Source organism: Rhizobium sp. WSM409 (assembly GCF_057653825.1).
In genome coordinates this window covers 4,131,351-4,146,167 of the sequence record NZ_CM172794.1, presented here as the reverse complement: position 1 = coordinate 4,146,167, position 14,817 = coordinate 4,131,351, and the positions used below count along the sequence as shown (strand labels likewise).

The window sequence follows — 14,817 nt, the reverse complement described above, 5'->3', positions numbered from 1 at the left end:
CATATGTCACTTCGCAATATCGCGATCATCGCGCACGTTGACCATGGCAAAACGACCCTGGTGGATGAGCTTCTCAAGCAGTCCGGCTCGTTCCGCGAAAATCAGCGTGTCGCTGAACGCGTGATGGACTCGAACGATCTCGAAAAAGAACGCGGCATCACCATTCTCGCCAAGGCGACCTCGGTGGAATGGAAGGGTGTCCGCATCAACATCGTCGACACCCCTGGCCACGCCGACTTTGGTGGTGAAGTCGAGCGCATTCTCTCAATGGTGGATGGCGCGATCGTTCTCGTCGACTCCTCTGAAGGCCCGATGCCGCAGACGAAGTTCGTTGTCTCCAAGGCGTTGAAGGTCGGTCTTCGCCCGATCGTCGCGATCAACAAGATCGACCGTCCGGATGGCCGCCACGAAGAAGTCATCAACGAAGTCTTCGACCTCTTTGCGAACCTCGACGCGACCGACGAGCAGCTCGACTTCCCGATCCTCTACGGTTCCGGCCGCGACGGCTGGATGAACGTCAATCCGGAAGGTCCGAAGGATCAGGGTCTTACGCCGCTTCTCGACCTGGTGCTCAAGCATGTTCCGGAGCCGACCGTCCACGAAGGTCCGTTCACGATGATCGGCACGATCCTCGAAGCCAACCCCTTCCTCGGCCGCATCATCACCGGTCGTATCAATTCCGGGTCCATCAAGCCGAACCAGGCCGTGAAGGTTCTCCACGCCGACGGCAAGACGATCGAAACCGGCCGTATTTCCAAGATCCTCGCTTTCCGCGGCATCGAGCGCACGGCAATTGACGAAGCGCATCAGGGCGACATCATCGCGATTGCCGGCCTTTCCAAGGGCACGGTCGCCGACACCTTCTGCGATCCTTCGATCACAATACCGTTGCCGGCGCAGCCGATCGATCCGCCGACCGTCACCATGTCCTTCATCGTCAACGATAGCCCGCTGGCCGGCACCGAAGGCGACAAGGTGACTTCACGCGTCATCCGCGACCGTCTCTTCAAGGAAGCGGAAGGCAACGTCGCCCTGAAGATCGAAGAAGCCGAAGGCAAGGATTCGTTCTACGTGTCCGGCCGCGGCGAACTTCAGCTCGCTGTTCTCATCGAAACCATGCGTCGCGAAGGCTTCGAGCTTGCCGTGTCGCGTCCGCGCGTCGTGATGCACAAGGATGAAAACGGCCAGCTTCTTGAGCCGGTCGAAGAAGTCGTCGTCGACGTCGACGAAGAACATTCCGGTGTCGTCGTGCAGAAGATGTCCGAGCGTAAGGCCGAAATGGTCGAGCTGCGTCCGTCGGGCGGCAACCGCCTTCGCCTGCGTTTCTACGCACCGACCCGTGGCCTGATCGGCTACCAGTCGGAGCTGCTGACGGATACGCGCGGCACGGCGATCATGAACCGCCTGTTCCACGACTATCAGCCCTACAAGGGTGTGATCGGCGGCCGCGTCAACGGCGTGCTGCTCGCCAACGCTCCCGGCGAAGCCGTCGCCTATGCGATGTTCAACTTGGAAGATCGCGGCCCGATGATCATCGAGCCGGGTGAAAAGGTCTATGCCGGCATGATCATCGGCATCCATTCGCGCGACAACGACCTTGAAGTCAACGTCCTGAAGGGCAAGCAGCTCACCAACATCCGCGCCGCCGGCAAGGACGAAGCGGTGAAGCTGACGCCGCCGATCCGCATGACGCTTGATCGCGCGCTCTCCTGGATCCAGGATGACGAGCTGATGGAAGTGACACCGAAGAATATTCGTCTGCGCAAGATGTATCTCGACGCAAACGATCGCAAGCGTTTCGAAAAGACGAAGGCGGCGCTCTGAGCGCCATTCAAAGTGCTGCAGCGTCTTGGGTCTCTCGAAAAGAGGCGCGGCGCTGGAGAGAAATCCTCCAAAACCCCGGCCGTCGCGCCGGGGTTTTTTATTGTGCGCCGCGTCGATTCCGTCTTGTGACAATCGTTAAAAAAGCGTTAACTTTTGATCGTCGTCCACATATCAAGTCTGTGGGCAATCGATCACAATGCCTCTGTGCATATGGTTAGTTGCCTTCGGCGGGACCAGAGTAAACGTTATGAAGACGTTGTCGATCGATGTCCGGCGGGCCGAGCCGCAAGATGCCCGAGCCATATCGGAAACACATAGGCTTGCCTGGCAACACACCTATGCAGGCATCATTCCGCATCGCGCACTGACGCAGATGATCGAGCGGCGCGGCGAAAGCTGGTGGCGCAAGGCAACGCGCGGACCGGCGACGCTGCTGGTTCTCGATGTTGCCGGGACAGTCGCCGGCTACGCGACGCTCGGGCTCAACCGGGCCCGCGCCCTGCCGCAGGAAGGCGAGATTTACGAGCTCTATCTTCGGCCAGAGTATCAGGGCATCGGTCTTGGCAGGATGCTGTTCGGCGAAGCGCGCCGGCTCTTGAAGTCGCTCGGCTGCAACGGGCTGGTCGTCTGGTGCCTCGAGGATAACGAGACCGCCAGCCACTTCTACCGCAATCATGGCGGCGTCGATTTCTGCGAAGGCATGGAAAGTTTCGACCACAGGCAATTGAAGAAGATCGGCTTCATCTGGAGCTGAATGGCCATTCAAAGTGCCACAGTGTCCTTCGGCGTCTGAAAAGACGCGCGGCGCCGGAGTCGGCGGTCGCCTATCTCCTATTAGAAACTTTTGATGTGAATGTGGCCCGGTGCAGTCAAGCATTGGTGCTGTGCCATGTTGCGTTGCCACATGAAACTGATTATCTGGCTGCCAGCACATTCAACCTCGCGGGAGCTTCTTATGCGCATCGACGCCATTGCAATCGGTAATAATCCACCTGAGGACGTCAACGTTATCGTCGAGGTTCCGGTCGGCGGTCATCCCATCAAGTATGAGATGGACAAGGAAGCCGGCACACTGGTGGTCGATCGTTTCCTCTATACGCCGATGACCTATCCGGGCAATTATGGTTTCGTGCCGCACACGCTGTCGGAAGATGGCGACCCGATCGACGTGCTGATCGCCAGCACCCGCCCGCTGGTTCCCGGCTGCGTCATCAATGTGCGCCCGATCGGCGTCCTGAAGATGGAAGACAATTCCGGCAAGGACGAGAAGATCATCGCCGTGCCGTCGCCGAAGCTGACGCTGCGCTATGAAAAGGTGAAGGACTACACCGATCTTCCCGAGATCACGCTGAAGCAGATCGAGCACTTCTTCGAGCACTACAAGGATCTGGAACCCGGCAAGTGGGTGAAGATCTTCGGCTGGGGCGACTCCAAGGAAGCAGGCGAACTCATCCTCGAAGCCGTCGAGCGCGCCAAGAAGAAAGGCTGATCGCTCAGCCTAAAAATATCTCGAGCTTTTTTACCAAATCCTCCGGATCGCCGTCGATCCGGAGGATTTTTTTGCGCGCGGTCTCACCCGAGACGAGGCTGACGCTGGACTTGGGAATGCGCAGGGATTTTGCGATCAAAAGGATAAGCGCCTTGTTGGCCTTGCCTTTCTCGGGCACGGCGGTGACGCGTGCCTTCAGGAACGCTTCGCCCTCGCCGTCGGCCTCGATGCCGTCGAGCACGTCTCGCCCGCCATTCGGCGTCAGCCGGACGGCGAGGCGGAGATGGTCATCGAAAAGGCTCCAGGGACGGGTCAAGCGACCAGCGGGTACAGCGTGGTCCAAAGCAAGGTGCGCAGGAAGAAGATGATCAGCAGCAGGATGATCGGCGAAATGTCGATGCCGCCAAGGTTCGGCAGCCGGCTGCGGATCGGCTTCAGCACCGGTTCGGTGACATTATAGAGGAATGTGCCGACCGAATTGACGAACTGATTGCTGGAATTGATAACATTGAAGGCATAGAGCCAGGAAAAAATGGCACTGGCAATCAGGATCCAGGTGTAAATATTCAAAGCCAAATCAATGGTTTGAAACAGCGCAAACATCATCGTCTCCAATTCGTTGTTGACAGACATGTAGACATTGGCGACTAAACGAGCAAGTGCCGTGTGGAAACGCACGGTGAATCATGTTTAACGGGCGGCTTTGCCGCTATTCCGGCACCCGTCTCCTCGGAAAACCTCCATGTCGTTTTCGCCCACCGGAGACCGTTTTGCCGCGTTCCGGCATTCGTCCTACACGCGGTTCTTCTTCGCGCGCTTCCTGCTTTCCTTCTCGCAGCAGATCGTCAGCGTCGCCGTCGGCTGGCAGATGTACGACCAGACGGGCAGCGCGATCTATCTCGGTTTGATCGGTCTTGTGCAGTTCCTGCCGTCGCTGCTGCTCATCCTCGTCACCGGTTCGGTGGCCGACCGGTACAATCGCCGGGCGATCGCCGCCCTCTGCTCGCTGGTGAGCGCGCTCTGCACGCTGGCGCTGCTTGTCATGACTTTGATGGGAAGCTTTACGCCGCTGCCTGTCTTCGCGGTGCTTTTGATCTTCGGCATCGAGCGCGCCTTCATGTCGCCGGCGGTGCAGTCGCTGGCGCCCAATCTCGTGCCGGAGGAGGCGCTCTCCAATGCGATCGCCTGGAATTCGTCGTCCTGGCAGCTCGCGGCAATCACCGGGCCGGTGCTCGGTGGCCTGCTCTACGGTATCAGTGCGCCGACTGCCTATACGGTGGCGGTGATCTTTTCCGTGCTCGGTGCGGCCCTTCTCTACATGATCCCGAAGCCGGTGCAGAAGACGACCGGCGAGACTAAGAGCTGGGCGATGATCCTCGGCGGCTTCAGTTTCATCCGCGCCGAAAAGGTGGTGCTCGGGGCGATCTCGCTCGATCTGTTCGCCGTGCTGCTCGGCGGGGCCACGGCGCTGATGCCGATCTTCGCACGTGATATCCTCACCCTCGGTCCCTGGGGGCTCGGACTGCTACGCGCCGCACCCGGACTTGGCGCCATCGTCATGGCGATCTTCCTGGCCGCCTATCCGCTCAGACATCGCGCCGGCATCTACATGTTCATCGGCGTCGCCCTGTTCGGCATCGGAACGATCATCTTCGGCATCTCGACCAACACCGAGGTCTCGATCGCGGCGCTGGCGTTAATGGGGGCGGCTGACATGGTATCGGTCTATGTGCGCGAGAGCCTGATTGCGCTCTGGACGCCGGATCAGCTGCGCGGCCGCGTCAATGCGGTCAACATGGTCTTCGTCGGCGCTTCGAACGAGCTTGGGGAATTCAGGGCGGGCACCATGGCGGCGCTCTTCGGCGTGGTGCCGGCGGTTGTCATCGGCGGGATCGGGACGCTTGTCGTGGCGGCGATCTGGGCGTCGAGTTTCCCCAAACTGCGTGGGATCGATACGCTCGACGCGCCCACATCGTCGGAATCGATTTAAGGAAGGTTACGCACGAAGAGCGATAGAAGACGTCGCCTTCGCCGTCTTTCCCTCGAAGACGATATCGAGGAATTCGGTCAGCCAGGCTTTCAGCGGTGCGTCGAACAGCATGCGGCCTTCGAGATGTTCGCGGCCCTGCTGGGCGTTCGGCAGGATGAAGCGATGGGCGCCATGCACGACCCAGCGATGCATCATCACCCGGGTCAATTCGGCATGGAACTGCAGGCCCCAGGCGTTGCCGTCGTAGCGGAAGGCCTGGTTCGGATAGGCATCGCCTTCGGCCAAGAGGTCGGAGCCACGCGGCAGCTCGAAGCCCTCGCGGTGGAAATGATAGACCATCTTCGGCCAGTGCATCAGCAGGCGACCCTTCTCGGTCGGGTGCAGCGGATACCAGCCGATCTCCGTCGAGCCGTCGGCATTCGACTGCACCTTGCCGCCGAGATGATGCACCAGCATCTGCGCGCCGAGGCAGATACCGAGATAGGGACGGTTTTCCCGAAGCGGAACGTCGATCCAGTCGATTTCCTTCTTGATGAAGTCATCGGGATCGTTGGCGCTCATCGGCCCTCCGAAGACGACGGCGCCGGCATGGTCTTCAAGTGTTGTCGGAAGCGGCTGGCCCAGAACCGGGCGACGGATATCGAGGCGGTAGCCCTTTTCGACGAGCAATTGGCCGACACGGCCAGGGCTCGACCGCTCCTGATGCAGGACGATGAGGATCGGGCGCCCGTCGCGGTTCAGGTTTTGCTCAGTCGGTATCATCTTGCGCAACCTGGACATCTGTCACCCTGGCGGCGGCCTCCTGCCGCTTCTGGATGCGCTCGCGCGAGGAGACGCCGAGCAGATCGGCGATACGCCAGATCACATGGTCTTCCATCTCGCTGCGCTCGCCATCGGCATAGACGATGTCCCAGAGGACGCCGATCAGCTCGAGGCGTTGCTCGGTATTGAGATGGCGTTTCAGGTCGGCGGTGAAGCGATAATAGTCGACGGCGGAGCTTTCGGCCTCAAGGCCGGCGGCTATCAGAGCATCGAGCTGCTTGCCGTCGAGTGCATACTGCTCCTTCAGAAGCTTGCGCAGCCGCTTCTTTTCGCTGGCTTTGATCTGACCGTCGGCCTCCATGACCTGCATGCAGAGCGCTGCCACTGCGATGCGGGGATCATCAGGGGCAAAACCTTTCTTCGGGTGGTCGGCGGTGAGATTCTGGAAGAATGCCTGAAAGCGTTCGAACATGCGGTTTTCGTTCCATTTCAAAAAAGGCGGAGCCGTGTCTTGGGTTCCGGTTCCACCCTGGGATCGCGAACGCCGGGATCATCCGGCAGTCCGCCAAAGAAAGGTTTTGCCTCGCTCGGTGCGGGCGCCTTATCGCTTACGGCCGGTTCGACGGGTTTCGGTTTTGCCGATGTCGGTGCTGGTGCCGGTGCTGGTGTGGGGCGCACAGCCTCGGCAATCGTCGCGGCGCGTTCCAGCTCAATGATGCGATGGTCGTTAACCGGGCTTTCCGGCCTGACGTCACGCAGCGGCGGCAACGTCTTCAAAGCCGTTTCGATCGAGGCCGGCGCCGAACCGTCTTCGAGCGCACCCTCGATCTGGCCGAAGGGCGCCTTCCACTCGAAGGCATCGAGACGGCCGGTCACCGGCGATACCGGCAGCCACTTGTCGGACACGAAGCCGTCTGCAACCCAGGCCGGATCGCGCGGCGCCTTGAGCGCCTGGGCCAGCCAATGGCGCACGCGACCCTGGTCTCCGGTTTCGGCTTCTTCGATGTCGGCCAGCAGCAGGTAGGCGGCTTCACGCGGCTGCATGCGGGCCGCCGCTTCCGCCTTGGCGCGCGCCTTGGCGAATTCCTGCGCGTCGAGGGCTGCCTGGGCGACGACGAGAAGAGATTCGACGTTGTTCGGGCGCTGCCCTTCCAGCCGCTCAGCGCGCTTCAGCCGGTCGAGCGTGGAATCGCCGCTGCGGGCCCTCACATAGGCTTGTCCGATCTCAGGATGAGGTGCGGATTTCCATGCCTGTTCGAGGATCGAGGCGGCCTTGCGCACGCCGCCTTCGCGAAACAGCGCTTTTGCGGCAATGAGGGCCGCCGGAATGAAATCGGCGGCAAGCTTCAGCGCCTGCAGCGCATCGTCGCGGGCACCCGTCGGGTTGCTTTCCAGCTTCTCGCCGGCGCGCGCCGTCAGAAGGACGGCGTGCAGACGGTTGGCTTCGGACTTCTCGACGACGCGGGCAGCCTTTTGCTGTTCGAGCAGGCGGATCGCATCGTCCCAGCGGCCGGCTTGGCTGCGATATTCGAGCGTCGCCTGTGCGGCCCAGGGAAGATATGGCGCGTTGTCGGCAGCCTTTTCGGCATATTGGCGGGCGGCCTCGTTGGCCCCGAGACGGCGGGCTTCCAGATAGAGGCCGCGCAGACCGAGTTCGCGTGTCTCGGGATCGTTGGCCATGGCCTCGAACTTGGCGCGTGCCTCATCATGGCGGCCTTCGATCAAGGCGGCCTGAGCCTCAAGCAGGTTGATCAGCGGTTCCTGATCGGCGCGGATCAGGCCGCGCGAGCGGGCAGCCATCTTGCGGGCGAGCAGCGCATTGCCGGCGCCGGCAGCGATCAGGCCGGTCGACAGCGCCTGATAACCGCGGTCCCGCTTGCGGGCGCGGAAATAACGCGTCACCGAATGCGGCGAGGTCCAGACCAGACGGACGAACCACCAGGCGATCATTACGGCGGCGACGAGGGCGATGATCGCGCTGGCGGCTACGATCAGTTTCGTCTGGTAGATCTGGCCTTCCCAGATCAGCGAGAGGTCGCCGGGACGATCGGCGAGCCAGGAGAAGCCATAGGCAAGAAGCAGCACGAAGAGGGCGAAGACGACAAGGCGGATCAGCATGGTCTCATCCCTCCTTGCCGGTGCCGGAGACCGCTTTCGACAGCGCCCCGCCGACCAGTTCCTCGACGCGGATGCGCGCTTCGAGCGATTGCTTGAAGGCGGCGGACGCCTGTTTGCCGAGGGCGGGCAGGCTGTTCCATTCGGCGGAAGCGCCGGGCAGGTCGCCGTTCTTCACCTTCTCCTCCATGCGGGCGGCAATGGCTTCGACGCTTTCACCCTCGATATTGCCGACGGGACGGACGCTCACCAGCGACTTGGCACTCGACATCAGCCGGTCCGACCAGCTTTGATTCGGATCCGGCTGGTTGACGGCTTCGACGATCGCGGTGGCGACATCGGGAACCTCGCCCACCAGCTCGGTGCGTGAGGGAATGCCGGTTTCGGCAAAGGCTCTAAGGTCGGCGACGGCTGGATCGTCGGGTGCGACACCGGCGAAAGTGTCGAGTTCGGCCAGGAACGGGCCACCGCGATCGATCGCCGCCTTCAGGGCGGCAGCCGCGATAGCCCGGGCAACGGCGACGTCCTCGCGCGGCTCGTTCAGCTTCTTTTCGGCCTCTTCGAGGCGCTTGGCGATATCGGCGCCGTTCGTCGTCTGCTGCTCGGATGACTGGGTAAGCGTAGAGCGCAGTTGGTCGACCTGACCGGTCAGCTCCGCAATCTTCTGGTTGAGTGCCTCGACATTTGCCGAATCGGCCGGTGCGCCGGCTGCGGGGGCCTTTGCAGCCGTTTCCAGCGCAGCGACGCGTTTCGCAAGCTCGCCGTCATCTGTGCTCGCCGGATTGGCGGCAAGGTTGGCGACGGACTGCTTCAGGCCGTCGATCTCACCGGCAAGATCGGCCGTCTCCGGCGAGGTCGTCTGCGGTGCGGAGGAGCCTGGGAGGTAACCGGCATACTGGATAGCGCCGGCGCCAAGCAGCGCCACGAGGCCGCCGAAGATGCCCGCGGCAATGAGACCGGAGGTGCCGGCGCTCTTCGGCGCAGGCTGTTCGGGAGGAGGGGTAAAGGACGGTTCTGGAGCTGCCGGTTCCTCCTCCGGGGCGTCCATCACAGGCTTCTCTTCATATTCGGCATGCGACGCAGTCTCGGTTTCGGACGGCAGGCCGACATCGGCCGCAGCGGTGCTGTCGGCGTCGGCAGTTTCCTTGTTCACCGGTTTTTCGGTATCGGCCGCAGCGGCGAATTCCTGTGCATCGAGGTCGATCGTGACCGGCTCGTCGGCGCTCTTCGAATGGCGTGGCGGGTTTCCCGATACCATGAGGTCCTCTTTATCCTGCATTGCAACGAAACTAGACAGTGATGCCAGTTAAGGGAAGAGGTTAGATCAAATTTGGGCGGTTGGAGCCTTCAAAGCAGCGACAGAAGACTTTTCTCATCCGCCATCGGTGAAATTGTTACGTTTTTTTGGAGTGCCGCCGGAACGGCCTTTGCCACCGCCTCGCTAAGGCAGAGAAGGCGGATCCCACTGTGTTCCGGCCCGGCTGATAGGAGTTCCGGCAGACGAAAGAAATCCTCAGCCGTCTGGCGGGAATAGAAGAGGATGGCATCCGGGTAACTGTTAGCGAAGATCGCGTCGATCTCGGCGGGATCGGGGACGGCCGGCTGCATGCGGTAGCATTCGGCGACGGAAAAATGGATGCCGAGTTCGCGCAATCGCCTTTCAAAAGTCTCGGCGCGCGGGGTGCCAGCGAGGTAGAGCAGCGTGCCCGGTTTTTCCGCCGCGACGAGATCGGCGAGATCGCGGCCATTGCCCTGGGATGAGGCGACCGATCGGAAGCTGAGGCTGCGCGCCTCTTCCGCCGTCGTTTCGCCGACCGCAAAAAGCGGGCGGGCAAGATGCGGGTGAAGTTGCTCGCCGAGTGCGGAGAGGACCCTGATGGCTTCGGCGCTGGTCACAGCGATTGCGCCGTCGGTGGTTGTAAGCGCGGCTGCGGCTTCGGCGCTGTCGTGCAGCGGCTGACGCAGCGGCAGCAGCAGCGGCTCATGGCCCAAATCGCGCAAACGTTGTGCGGTTCTAGTCGCCGAATGCGCGGGGCGGGTGACGAGCACGCGCATGGCCGCTTCAGTGCCAGTCGTCGAAAAAGGCGCTGCCGGCCCTGGCGCGCACGTCCTGGCCGGCGCGGGTGCCGAGTGCTGCAGCATCGCGGCGGTGGCCGTCGGTCGTTACCGCATGCTGGCTGCGGCCGTCGGGGGTGATGATGAGGCCGGAGAACCGGATCAGGTCGCCTTCGCAGACGGCATAACCGCCGATCGGCGTGCGGCAGGAGCCGTCGAGTGCGGCGAGGAAGGCGCGTTCGCAGGAGACGGTGTCGAAAGTCGGGCCATCGTTAACTGGCGCCAGCAGATCGTCGACCCTGGCATCGCCGATACGGCTTTCGATGCAGATCGCTCCCTGCGCCGGCGCCGGCGGGAAGGTGTCGGGATCGAGGATATCGGTCAGCACGTCGACCTTGCCGAGACGCTTCAGGCCGGCAAGCGCCAGCAGGGTCGCATCCACCTCGCCCTCTTCGAGCTTGCGCAGGCGGGTTTCGACGAGGCCTCGGAAGGTGATGACGTTGATGTCCGGCCGCATGCGGCGGATCAGCGCCTGGCGGCGGAGCGAGGAGGAACCGACGGTGGCGCCATGCGGCAGGTCGATCAGTTTGCGCGCGGTGCGGCCGATGACGGCGTCGCGGATATCCTCGCGCGGCAGATAGGCAGAGAGATAAAGCCCCTCGGGCAACTTCGTCGCCATATCCTTAGCGGAATGCACGGCGAAATCGAGCTCGCCGGCGGTAAGCTTCTGTTCGAGCTCTTCGGTGAACAGCCCCTTGCCGCCGATCTCGGCCAGCGACCGGTCGGTGATGCGGTCGCCCTTGGTCGTCAGCACGACGATCTCGAACATGTCTTCGGGCAGATGATGCGCCGCCATCAGCCTGTCGCGGGCCTCATGCGCCTGGGCAAGCGCCAGCGGGCTGCCTCGCGTGCCGATCCGGAAAGGTTTTGTTTGCATCCGTTCTATTCCGTTGTTACCGGAGTTCTCGTAAACGGGTTTCCATCCCATCGCAATCAACGAACAGGCTTCATGGTTCCCTTTCTGCGCATCCTTGGCATCGAAACGAGCTGCGACGAGACCGCCGCGGCGGTCGTCGAGCGCGATGCTGAGGGGCATTCCAACGTGCTGTCGGACGTGGTGCTTTCCCAACTCGACGAACATAGCGCCTATGGCGGCGTGGTGCCCGAGATCGCCGCACGCGCCCATGTCGAAGCGCTGGACGAGCTGATCGAGGAGGCGCTGAACCGCGCCAATGTGTCGCTCGATGATGTCGACGCCATAGCCGCCACGTCGGGGCCGGGGCTGATCGGTGGGCTGCTGGTGGGGTTGATGACCGGCAAGGCGATCGCCAGAGCTGCCGGCAAGCCGCTCTATGCGATCAACCATCTCGAAGGCCATGCGCTGACGGCGCGGCTGACGGACGGGCTTTCCTTTCCCTATCTGATGCTGCTCGTCTCCGGCGGCCATACCCAGCTCATCCTGGTGCGCGGTGTCGGGCAATACGAACGCTGGGGCACGACGATCGACGATGCGCTGGGCGAAGCCTTCGACAAGACGGCAAAGCTGCTCGGCCTGCCCTATCCCGGCGGCCCGGCGGTGGAGCGGATGGCGCGGGACGGCAATCCCGATCGGTTCGATTTTCCGCGGCCGCTGGTCGGCGAGGCAAGGCTCGACTTCTCCTTCTCCGGCCTGAAGACGGCAGTGCGGCAGGCGGCGCAGGATATCGCGCCGCTCAGCGATCAGGACGTGGCGGATATCTGCGCCTCGTTCCAGAAGGCGGTTTCGCGGACGCTGAAGGACCGTATCGGCCGTGGCCTGCAGCGGTTCAAGACGGAATTTCCCGCGACATTCCCTGCTACTGGCCCAGCGACTGGCGAAAAGCCGGCGCTCGTCGTTGCCGGCGGCGTCGCCGCCAATCTCGAACTGCGCGGCACACTGCAGGCACTGTGCGACAAGAACGGCTTCCGCTTCGTCGCGCCACCGCTGCACCTCTGCACCGACAACGCCGTGATGATCGCCTGGGCAGGACTGGAACGGATGGCGACCGGTGCCGCACCGGATACGCTCGACGTGCAGCCGCGTTCGCGATGGCCGCTCGATTCCAATGCGGAAACGCTGATCGGCTTTGGAAAACGAGGGGCCAAGGCATGAGTGAAAACATCGCCGTCGTCGGATCGGGGGCTTTCGGCACGGCGCTTGCCGCCGTCATCGCGCTTGCCGGCCGCAGCGCCGTGACACTCGTCGGGCGTAATCCGGCGCTGATTGCCGATCTGAAGAGCGAACGGCTGCATGATGCGGTGCTGCCCGGCATTCTCCTGCCCGATACGCTGGAATTTTCCGCCGAGGCGGATGCGATCGCTGGTGCCTCCATCGTGCTTTTTGCGATGCCGTCGCAGGCGCAGGCCGATGCGACGCGGCAATACGGCCCTTACCTTGCCAAGGATGCCGTGGTCGTCACTTGCGCCAAGGGCATCGAGCGGGCGACCGGCAATCTTTTGACCGACATGCTGGAACGGGAACTGCCGGATCATTCCGTCGCCGTGCTCTCCGGTCCGGGTTTTGCCGCCGATATCGCCAAGGGCTTGCCGACGGCGATGGCGATTGCGGCAGCCGACATGGAGATCGCGGAGCGGCTCGCTCAGGCCATATCGGGCCGGACCTTCCGGCTCTACGCCTCCAACGACCGGATCGGTGTGCAGCTCGGCGGCGCGCTGAAGAATGTGCTGGCGATCGCCTGCGGCATCGTCGAAGGCCGTGGCATCGGCGATTCGGCGCGTGCGGCGCTGATTGCGCGCGGGCTTGCCGAGATGTCGCGTTTCGTCGTCGCCAAGGGTGGACAGGCGGATACGGTGCGCGGGCTTTCCGGCCTCGGCGATCTGGTGCTGACGGCGACGAGCCATCAGTCGCGAAACCTGCGCTTCGGCATCGCGCTCGGGCGCGGCGAAAAGACCGATTCCCTGCAGGGTGCGCTGGTGGAAGGCGCGTTTGCCGCTTCCATCGCCTCGCGGCTTGCGGCGGAATTGAAGGTCAGCATGCCGATCACCGATGCCGTTTCCGCCATCATCGACGGCAAGCTCGATATATCAGAGGCGATAGAGCAGCTGATGACGCGTCCGATCACCACCGAATAGGAGACAGACATGCTTTTCGCCCTTCTCTGCAAGGATAAACCGGGACACCTGAACGTGCGCATGGATACGCGTCCGACGCATATCGAGCATCTGAACAAGCTGAATGCCGAGGGTACGCTGAAGATCGCCGGCCCGTTTCTCGATGACGACGGCAAGCCCTGCGGCAGCCTGATCATCGTCGAAGCGGAATCGAAAGAGGCGGCGCGTGCGCTTGCCGATGCCGATCCCTATGCCAAGGCCGGACTATTCGAAAGCGTCGACGTCAAGGCCTATAACTGGGTCTTCAACAAACCGGAGGCGTGAGCATGGCGCACTGGCTCTATAAATCCGAACCCGCCTCCTGGTCCTGGGAGCAGCAGAAGGCTGCCGGCGAAAAGGGCACGGAATGGACCGGCGTCCGCAACTATCTGGCGCGCAACAACATGCGGGCGATGCAGATCGGCGACAAAGGGTTCTTTTATCATTCCAATGATGGACTGGAGATCGTCGGCATCGTCGAAGTCTGCGCCCTGTCGCATCCCGATTCTTCCGCCAAGGGCGATCCGAAGTGGGATTGCGTCGATATCCGCGCCGTCATGGACGTGCCGAAGCCGGTGACGCTGAAGGATGTCAAGGCGAGCGAGAAGCTCGCCAAGATGGCGCTCGTCACCTCGATGCGGCTTTCGGTGCAGCCGGTCACCGAGGAAGAATATCTCGAAGTCTGCCGGATGGGCGGACTGGACAATCCGCCGCGTTGAAGACTGATCCGCAAGCCTTCATCCGCGCCAATACCAGCCTGATGCCGCCGCCGCATGTGCCGGAGATTTCGCTCTATCTGGCAAGCGAGGCGCATGAGCTCTGGTTGAAGACGGAGGAGGAACTGGAGGCGATCGGCCTGCCGCCGCCCTTCTGGGCTTTTGCCTGGGCAGGCGGGCAGGGACTGGCGCGCTACGTTCTCGATCATCCCGAGACCGTGCGCGGCAAGCGGGTGCTGGATTTCGCCAGCGGTTCCGGCCTTGTCGGCATTGCGGCTGTGATGGCCGGTGCCCGGGAGGTCATGGCTAGCGATATCGATCCCTGGGCGGAGGCGGCGGTCCGGCTGAATGCCGAGGCCAATCGCGTTTCGCTCGGATTTATCGGCGCCGATCTGATCGGGCAGGCTGTCGATGCGGATGTCGTGCTTGCCGGCGACGTCTTCTACGACCGCGCTTTCGCCGATGCGCTCGTTCCCTGGTTCGCAAAGCTGGCAGCTGACGGCAAGTGGGTGCTGGTCGGCGATCCCGGACGCAGTTACCTGCCGCGGGATCGGCTGGAATTCTGCGCGGTTTATGAGGTGCCGGTAACGCGGGCGCTGGAGGACAGCGAAATCAAGAAGACGACGGTGTGGCGCTTCGCTCGGCACGAGATATCCAAAATGTTCCCGACGAACTTAGCCTGACATCACCGAGCTGGCTTATGACGGGATAGCGTGCATATTCACACGGGCTATCCG

The 14,817-nt window shown here is 62.5% G+C and carries 17 protein-coding genes; 9 read left to right on the top strand and 8 right to left on the bottom strand.

Going from position 1 to position 14,817, the window contains the following annotated elements; all coding sequences use genetic code 11:
* The first annotated feature begins 3 nt into the window (after positions 1-3).
* From typA to ppa, 3 genes are all read left to right on the top strand, one after another.
* A complete protein-coding gene (gene typA / locus AC25BC_RS20415; RefSeq protein ID WP_012759331.1) occupies positions 4-1,824 on the top strand; it encodes a translational GTPase TypA in 1,821 nt (606 codons plus the stop codon).
* Positions 1,825-2,071: 247 nt separating this feature from the next.
* A complete protein-coding gene (locus AC25BC_RS20410; protein ID WP_003543622.1) occupies positions 2,072-2,578 on the top strand; it encodes a GNAT family N-acetyltransferase in 507 nt (168 codons plus the stop codon).
* Positions 2,579-2,779: 201 nt separating this feature from the next.
* Positions 2,780-3,313: an inorganic diphosphatase gene (ppa, locus tag AC25BC_RS20405; protein WP_012759330.1), complete on the top strand. Its 534-nt coding sequence runs from the start codon at positions 2,780-2,782 to the stop codon at positions 3,311-3,313.
* Positions 3,314-3,317: 4 nt separating this feature from the next.
* On the opposite strand, the gene AC25BC_RS20400 is transcribed toward ppa, so the two are convergent.
* Both AC25BC_RS20400 and AC25BC_RS20395 read right to left on the bottom strand, forming a co-directional pair.
* Positions 3,318-3,629 carry a DUF167 domain-containing protein gene (locus AC25BC_RS20400; protein ID WP_113546756.1) on the bottom strand — a complete coding sequence of 104 codons (312 nt, stop codon included), beginning with the start codon at positions 3,627-3,629 and terminating at the stop codon, positions 3,318-3,320.
* Positions 3,626-3,916 carry a YggT family protein gene (locus tag AC25BC_RS20395; RefSeq protein WP_003543619.1) on the bottom strand — a complete coding sequence of 97 codons (291 nt, stop codon included), beginning with the start codon at positions 3,914-3,916 and terminating at the stop codon, positions 3,626-3,628. Before AC25BC_RS20395 ends, AC25BC_RS20400 begins: the two co-directional genes overlap by 4 nt.
* A 139-nt stretch (positions 3,917-4,055) precedes the next feature.
* Here AC25BC_RS20395 and AC25BC_RS20390 point away from each other — a divergent pair, with 139 nt between their 5' ends.
* On the top strand, positions 4,056-5,303 hold the full coding sequence (locus AC25BC_RS20390) for an MFS transporter (protein WP_128438318.1): 1,248 nt from the start codon (positions 4,056-4,058) through the stop codon (positions 5,301-5,303).
* Positions 5,304-5,309: 6 nt separating this feature from the next.
* Here AC25BC_RS20390 and AC25BC_RS20385 read toward each other — a convergent pair whose 3' ends face one another.
* The 6 genes from AC25BC_RS20385 to hemC form a co-directional block, all read right to left on the bottom strand.
* On the bottom strand, positions 5,310-6,083 hold the full coding sequence (locus AC25BC_RS20385) for a glutamine amidotransferase (RefSeq protein ID WP_113546758.1): 774 nt from the start codon (positions 6,081-6,083) through the stop codon (positions 5,310-5,312).
* Positions 6,052-6,537 carry a tellurite resistance TerB family protein gene (locus tag AC25BC_RS20380; protein WP_012759325.1) on the bottom strand — a complete coding sequence of 162 codons (486 nt, stop codon included), beginning with the start codon at positions 6,535-6,537 and terminating at the stop codon, positions 6,052-6,054. Before AC25BC_RS20380 ends, AC25BC_RS20385 begins: the two co-directional genes overlap by 32 nt.
* 17 nt (positions 6,538-6,554) lie before the next feature.
* Positions 6,555-8,183, bottom strand: coding sequence for a heme biosynthesis protein HemY (locus AC25BC_RS20375; RefSeq protein ID WP_128438317.1), 1,629 nt, complete (start codon positions 8,181-8,183; stop codon positions 6,555-6,557).
* Positions 8,184-8,187: 4 nt separating this feature from the next.
* Entirely contained in the window at positions 8,188-9,459 is a 1,272-nt protein-coding gene (locus tag AC25BC_RS20370) for a COG4223 family protein (RefSeq protein ID WP_206642359.1), read from the bottom strand.
* A 68-nt stretch (positions 9,460-9,527) separates the two neighbouring features.
* Positions 9,528-10,235 (bottom strand): uroporphyrinogen-III synthase, encoded by a 708-nt coding sequence (locus AC25BC_RS20365; protein ID WP_128438315.1) that lies wholly within the window; start codon positions 10,233-10,235, stop codon positions 9,528-9,530.
* Between the two features lie 7 nt (positions 10,236-10,242).
* Complete coding sequence (gene hemC / locus AC25BC_RS20360; RefSeq protein WP_128438314.1) at positions 10,243-11,172, bottom strand: hydroxymethylbilane synthase; 930 nt, start codon at positions 11,170-11,172, stop codon at positions 10,243-10,245.
* Positions 11,173-11,244: 72 nt separating this feature from the next.
* Between hemC and tsaD the strand changes: the two genes are divergently transcribed.
* The 5 genes from tsaD to AC25BC_RS20335 are packed head-to-tail and all read left to right on the top strand — an operon-like array spanning position 11,245 to position 14,763.
* Positions 11,245-12,366 (top strand): tRNA (adenosine(37)-N6)-threonylcarbamoyltransferase complex transferase subunit TsaD, encoded by a 1,122-nt coding sequence (gene tsaD / locus AC25BC_RS20355; RefSeq protein WP_128438313.1) that lies wholly within the window; start codon positions 11,245-11,247, stop codon positions 12,364-12,366.
* On the top strand, positions 12,363-13,346 hold the full coding sequence (locus tag AC25BC_RS20350; RefSeq protein WP_128438312.1) for an NAD(P)H-dependent glycerol-3-phosphate dehydrogenase: 984 nt from the start codon (positions 12,363-12,365) through the stop codon (positions 13,344-13,346). Before tsaD ends, AC25BC_RS20350 begins: the two co-directional genes overlap by 4 nt.
* A 9-nt stretch (positions 13,347-13,355) precedes the next feature.
* Positions 13,356-13,649 carry a YciI-like protein gene (locus AC25BC_RS20345; protein ID WP_003543605.1) on the top strand — a complete coding sequence of 98 codons (294 nt, stop codon included), beginning with the start codon at positions 13,356-13,358 and terminating at the stop codon, positions 13,647-13,649.
* 2 nt (positions 13,650-13,651) lie between these two features.
* The gene (locus tag AC25BC_RS20340) at positions 13,652-14,083 is read left to right on the top strand and encodes an EVE domain-containing protein (protein WP_003543603.1); all 432 of its coding nucleotides are present in this window, start codon (positions 13,652-13,654) and stop codon (positions 14,081-14,083) included.
* Positions 14,080-14,763 (top strand): class I SAM-dependent methyltransferase, encoded by a 684-nt coding sequence (locus tag AC25BC_RS20335; protein WP_128438311.1) that lies wholly within the window; start codon positions 14,080-14,082, stop codon positions 14,761-14,763. Before AC25BC_RS20340 ends, AC25BC_RS20335 begins: the two co-directional genes overlap by 4 nt.
* The last annotated feature ends 54 nt before the right edge of the window (positions 14,764-14,817 follow it).

Excerpts from the sequence above, each read along its gene's own strand:
- hemC (WP_128438314.1), bottom strand. The coding sequence starts at position 11,172 with ATGCAAACAAAACCTTTCCGGATCGGCACGCGAGGCAGCCCGCTGGCG.
- AC25BC_RS20370 (WP_206642359.1), bottom strand. The coding sequence starts at position 9,459 with ATGCAGGATAAAGAGGACCTCATGGTATCGGGAAACCCGCCACGCCAT.
- AC25BC_RS20395 (WP_003543619.1), bottom strand. The coding sequence starts at position 3,916 with ATGTTTGCGCTGTTTCAAACCATTGATTTGGCTTTGAATATTTACACC.
- AC25BC_RS20375 (WP_128438317.1), bottom strand. The coding sequence starts at position 8,183 with ATGCTGATCCGCCTTGTCGTCTTCGCCCTCTTCGTGCTGCTTCTTGCC.
- AC25BC_RS20345 (WP_003543605.1), top strand. The coding sequence starts at position 13,356 with ATGCTTTTCGCCCTTCTCTGCAAGGATAAACCGGGACACCTGAACGTG.
- AC25BC_RS20380 (WP_012759325.1), bottom strand. The coding sequence starts at position 6,537 with ATGTTCGAACGCTTTCAGGCATTCTTCCAGAATCTCACCGCCGACCAC.
- AC25BC_RS20350 (WP_128438312.1), top strand. The coding sequence starts at position 12,363 with ATGAGTGAAAACATCGCCGTCGTCGGATCGGGGGCTTTCGGCACGGCG.
- tsaD (WP_128438313.1), top strand. The coding sequence starts at position 11,245 with ATGGTTCCCTTTCTGCGCATCCTTGGCATCGAAACGAGCTGCGACGAG.
- ppa (WP_012759330.1), top strand. The coding sequence starts at position 2,780 with ATGCGCATCGACGCCATTGCAATCGGTAATAATCCACCTGAGGACGTC.
- AC25BC_RS20365 (WP_128438315.1), bottom strand. The coding sequence starts at position 10,235 with ATGCGCGTGCTCGTCACCCGCCCCGCGCATTCGGCGACTAGAACCGCA.
- AC25BC_RS20340 (WP_003543603.1), top strand. The coding sequence starts at position 13,652 with ATGGCGCACTGGCTCTATAAATCCGAACCCGCCTCCTGGTCCTGGGAG.
- AC25BC_RS20410 (WP_003543622.1), top strand. The coding sequence starts at position 2,072 with ATGAAGACGTTGTCGATCGATGTCCGGCGGGCCGAGCCGCAAGATGCC.
- AC25BC_RS20390 (WP_128438318.1), top strand. The coding sequence starts at position 4,056 with ATGTCGTTTTCGCCCACCGGAGACCGTTTTGCCGCGTTCCGGCATTCG.
- typA (WP_012759331.1), top strand. The coding sequence starts at position 4 with ATGTCACTTCGCAATATCGCGATCATCGCGCACGTTGACCATGGCAAA.
- AC25BC_RS20385 (WP_113546758.1), bottom strand. The coding sequence starts at position 6,083 with ATGTCCAGGTTGCGCAAGATGATACCGACTGAGCAAAACCTGAACCGC.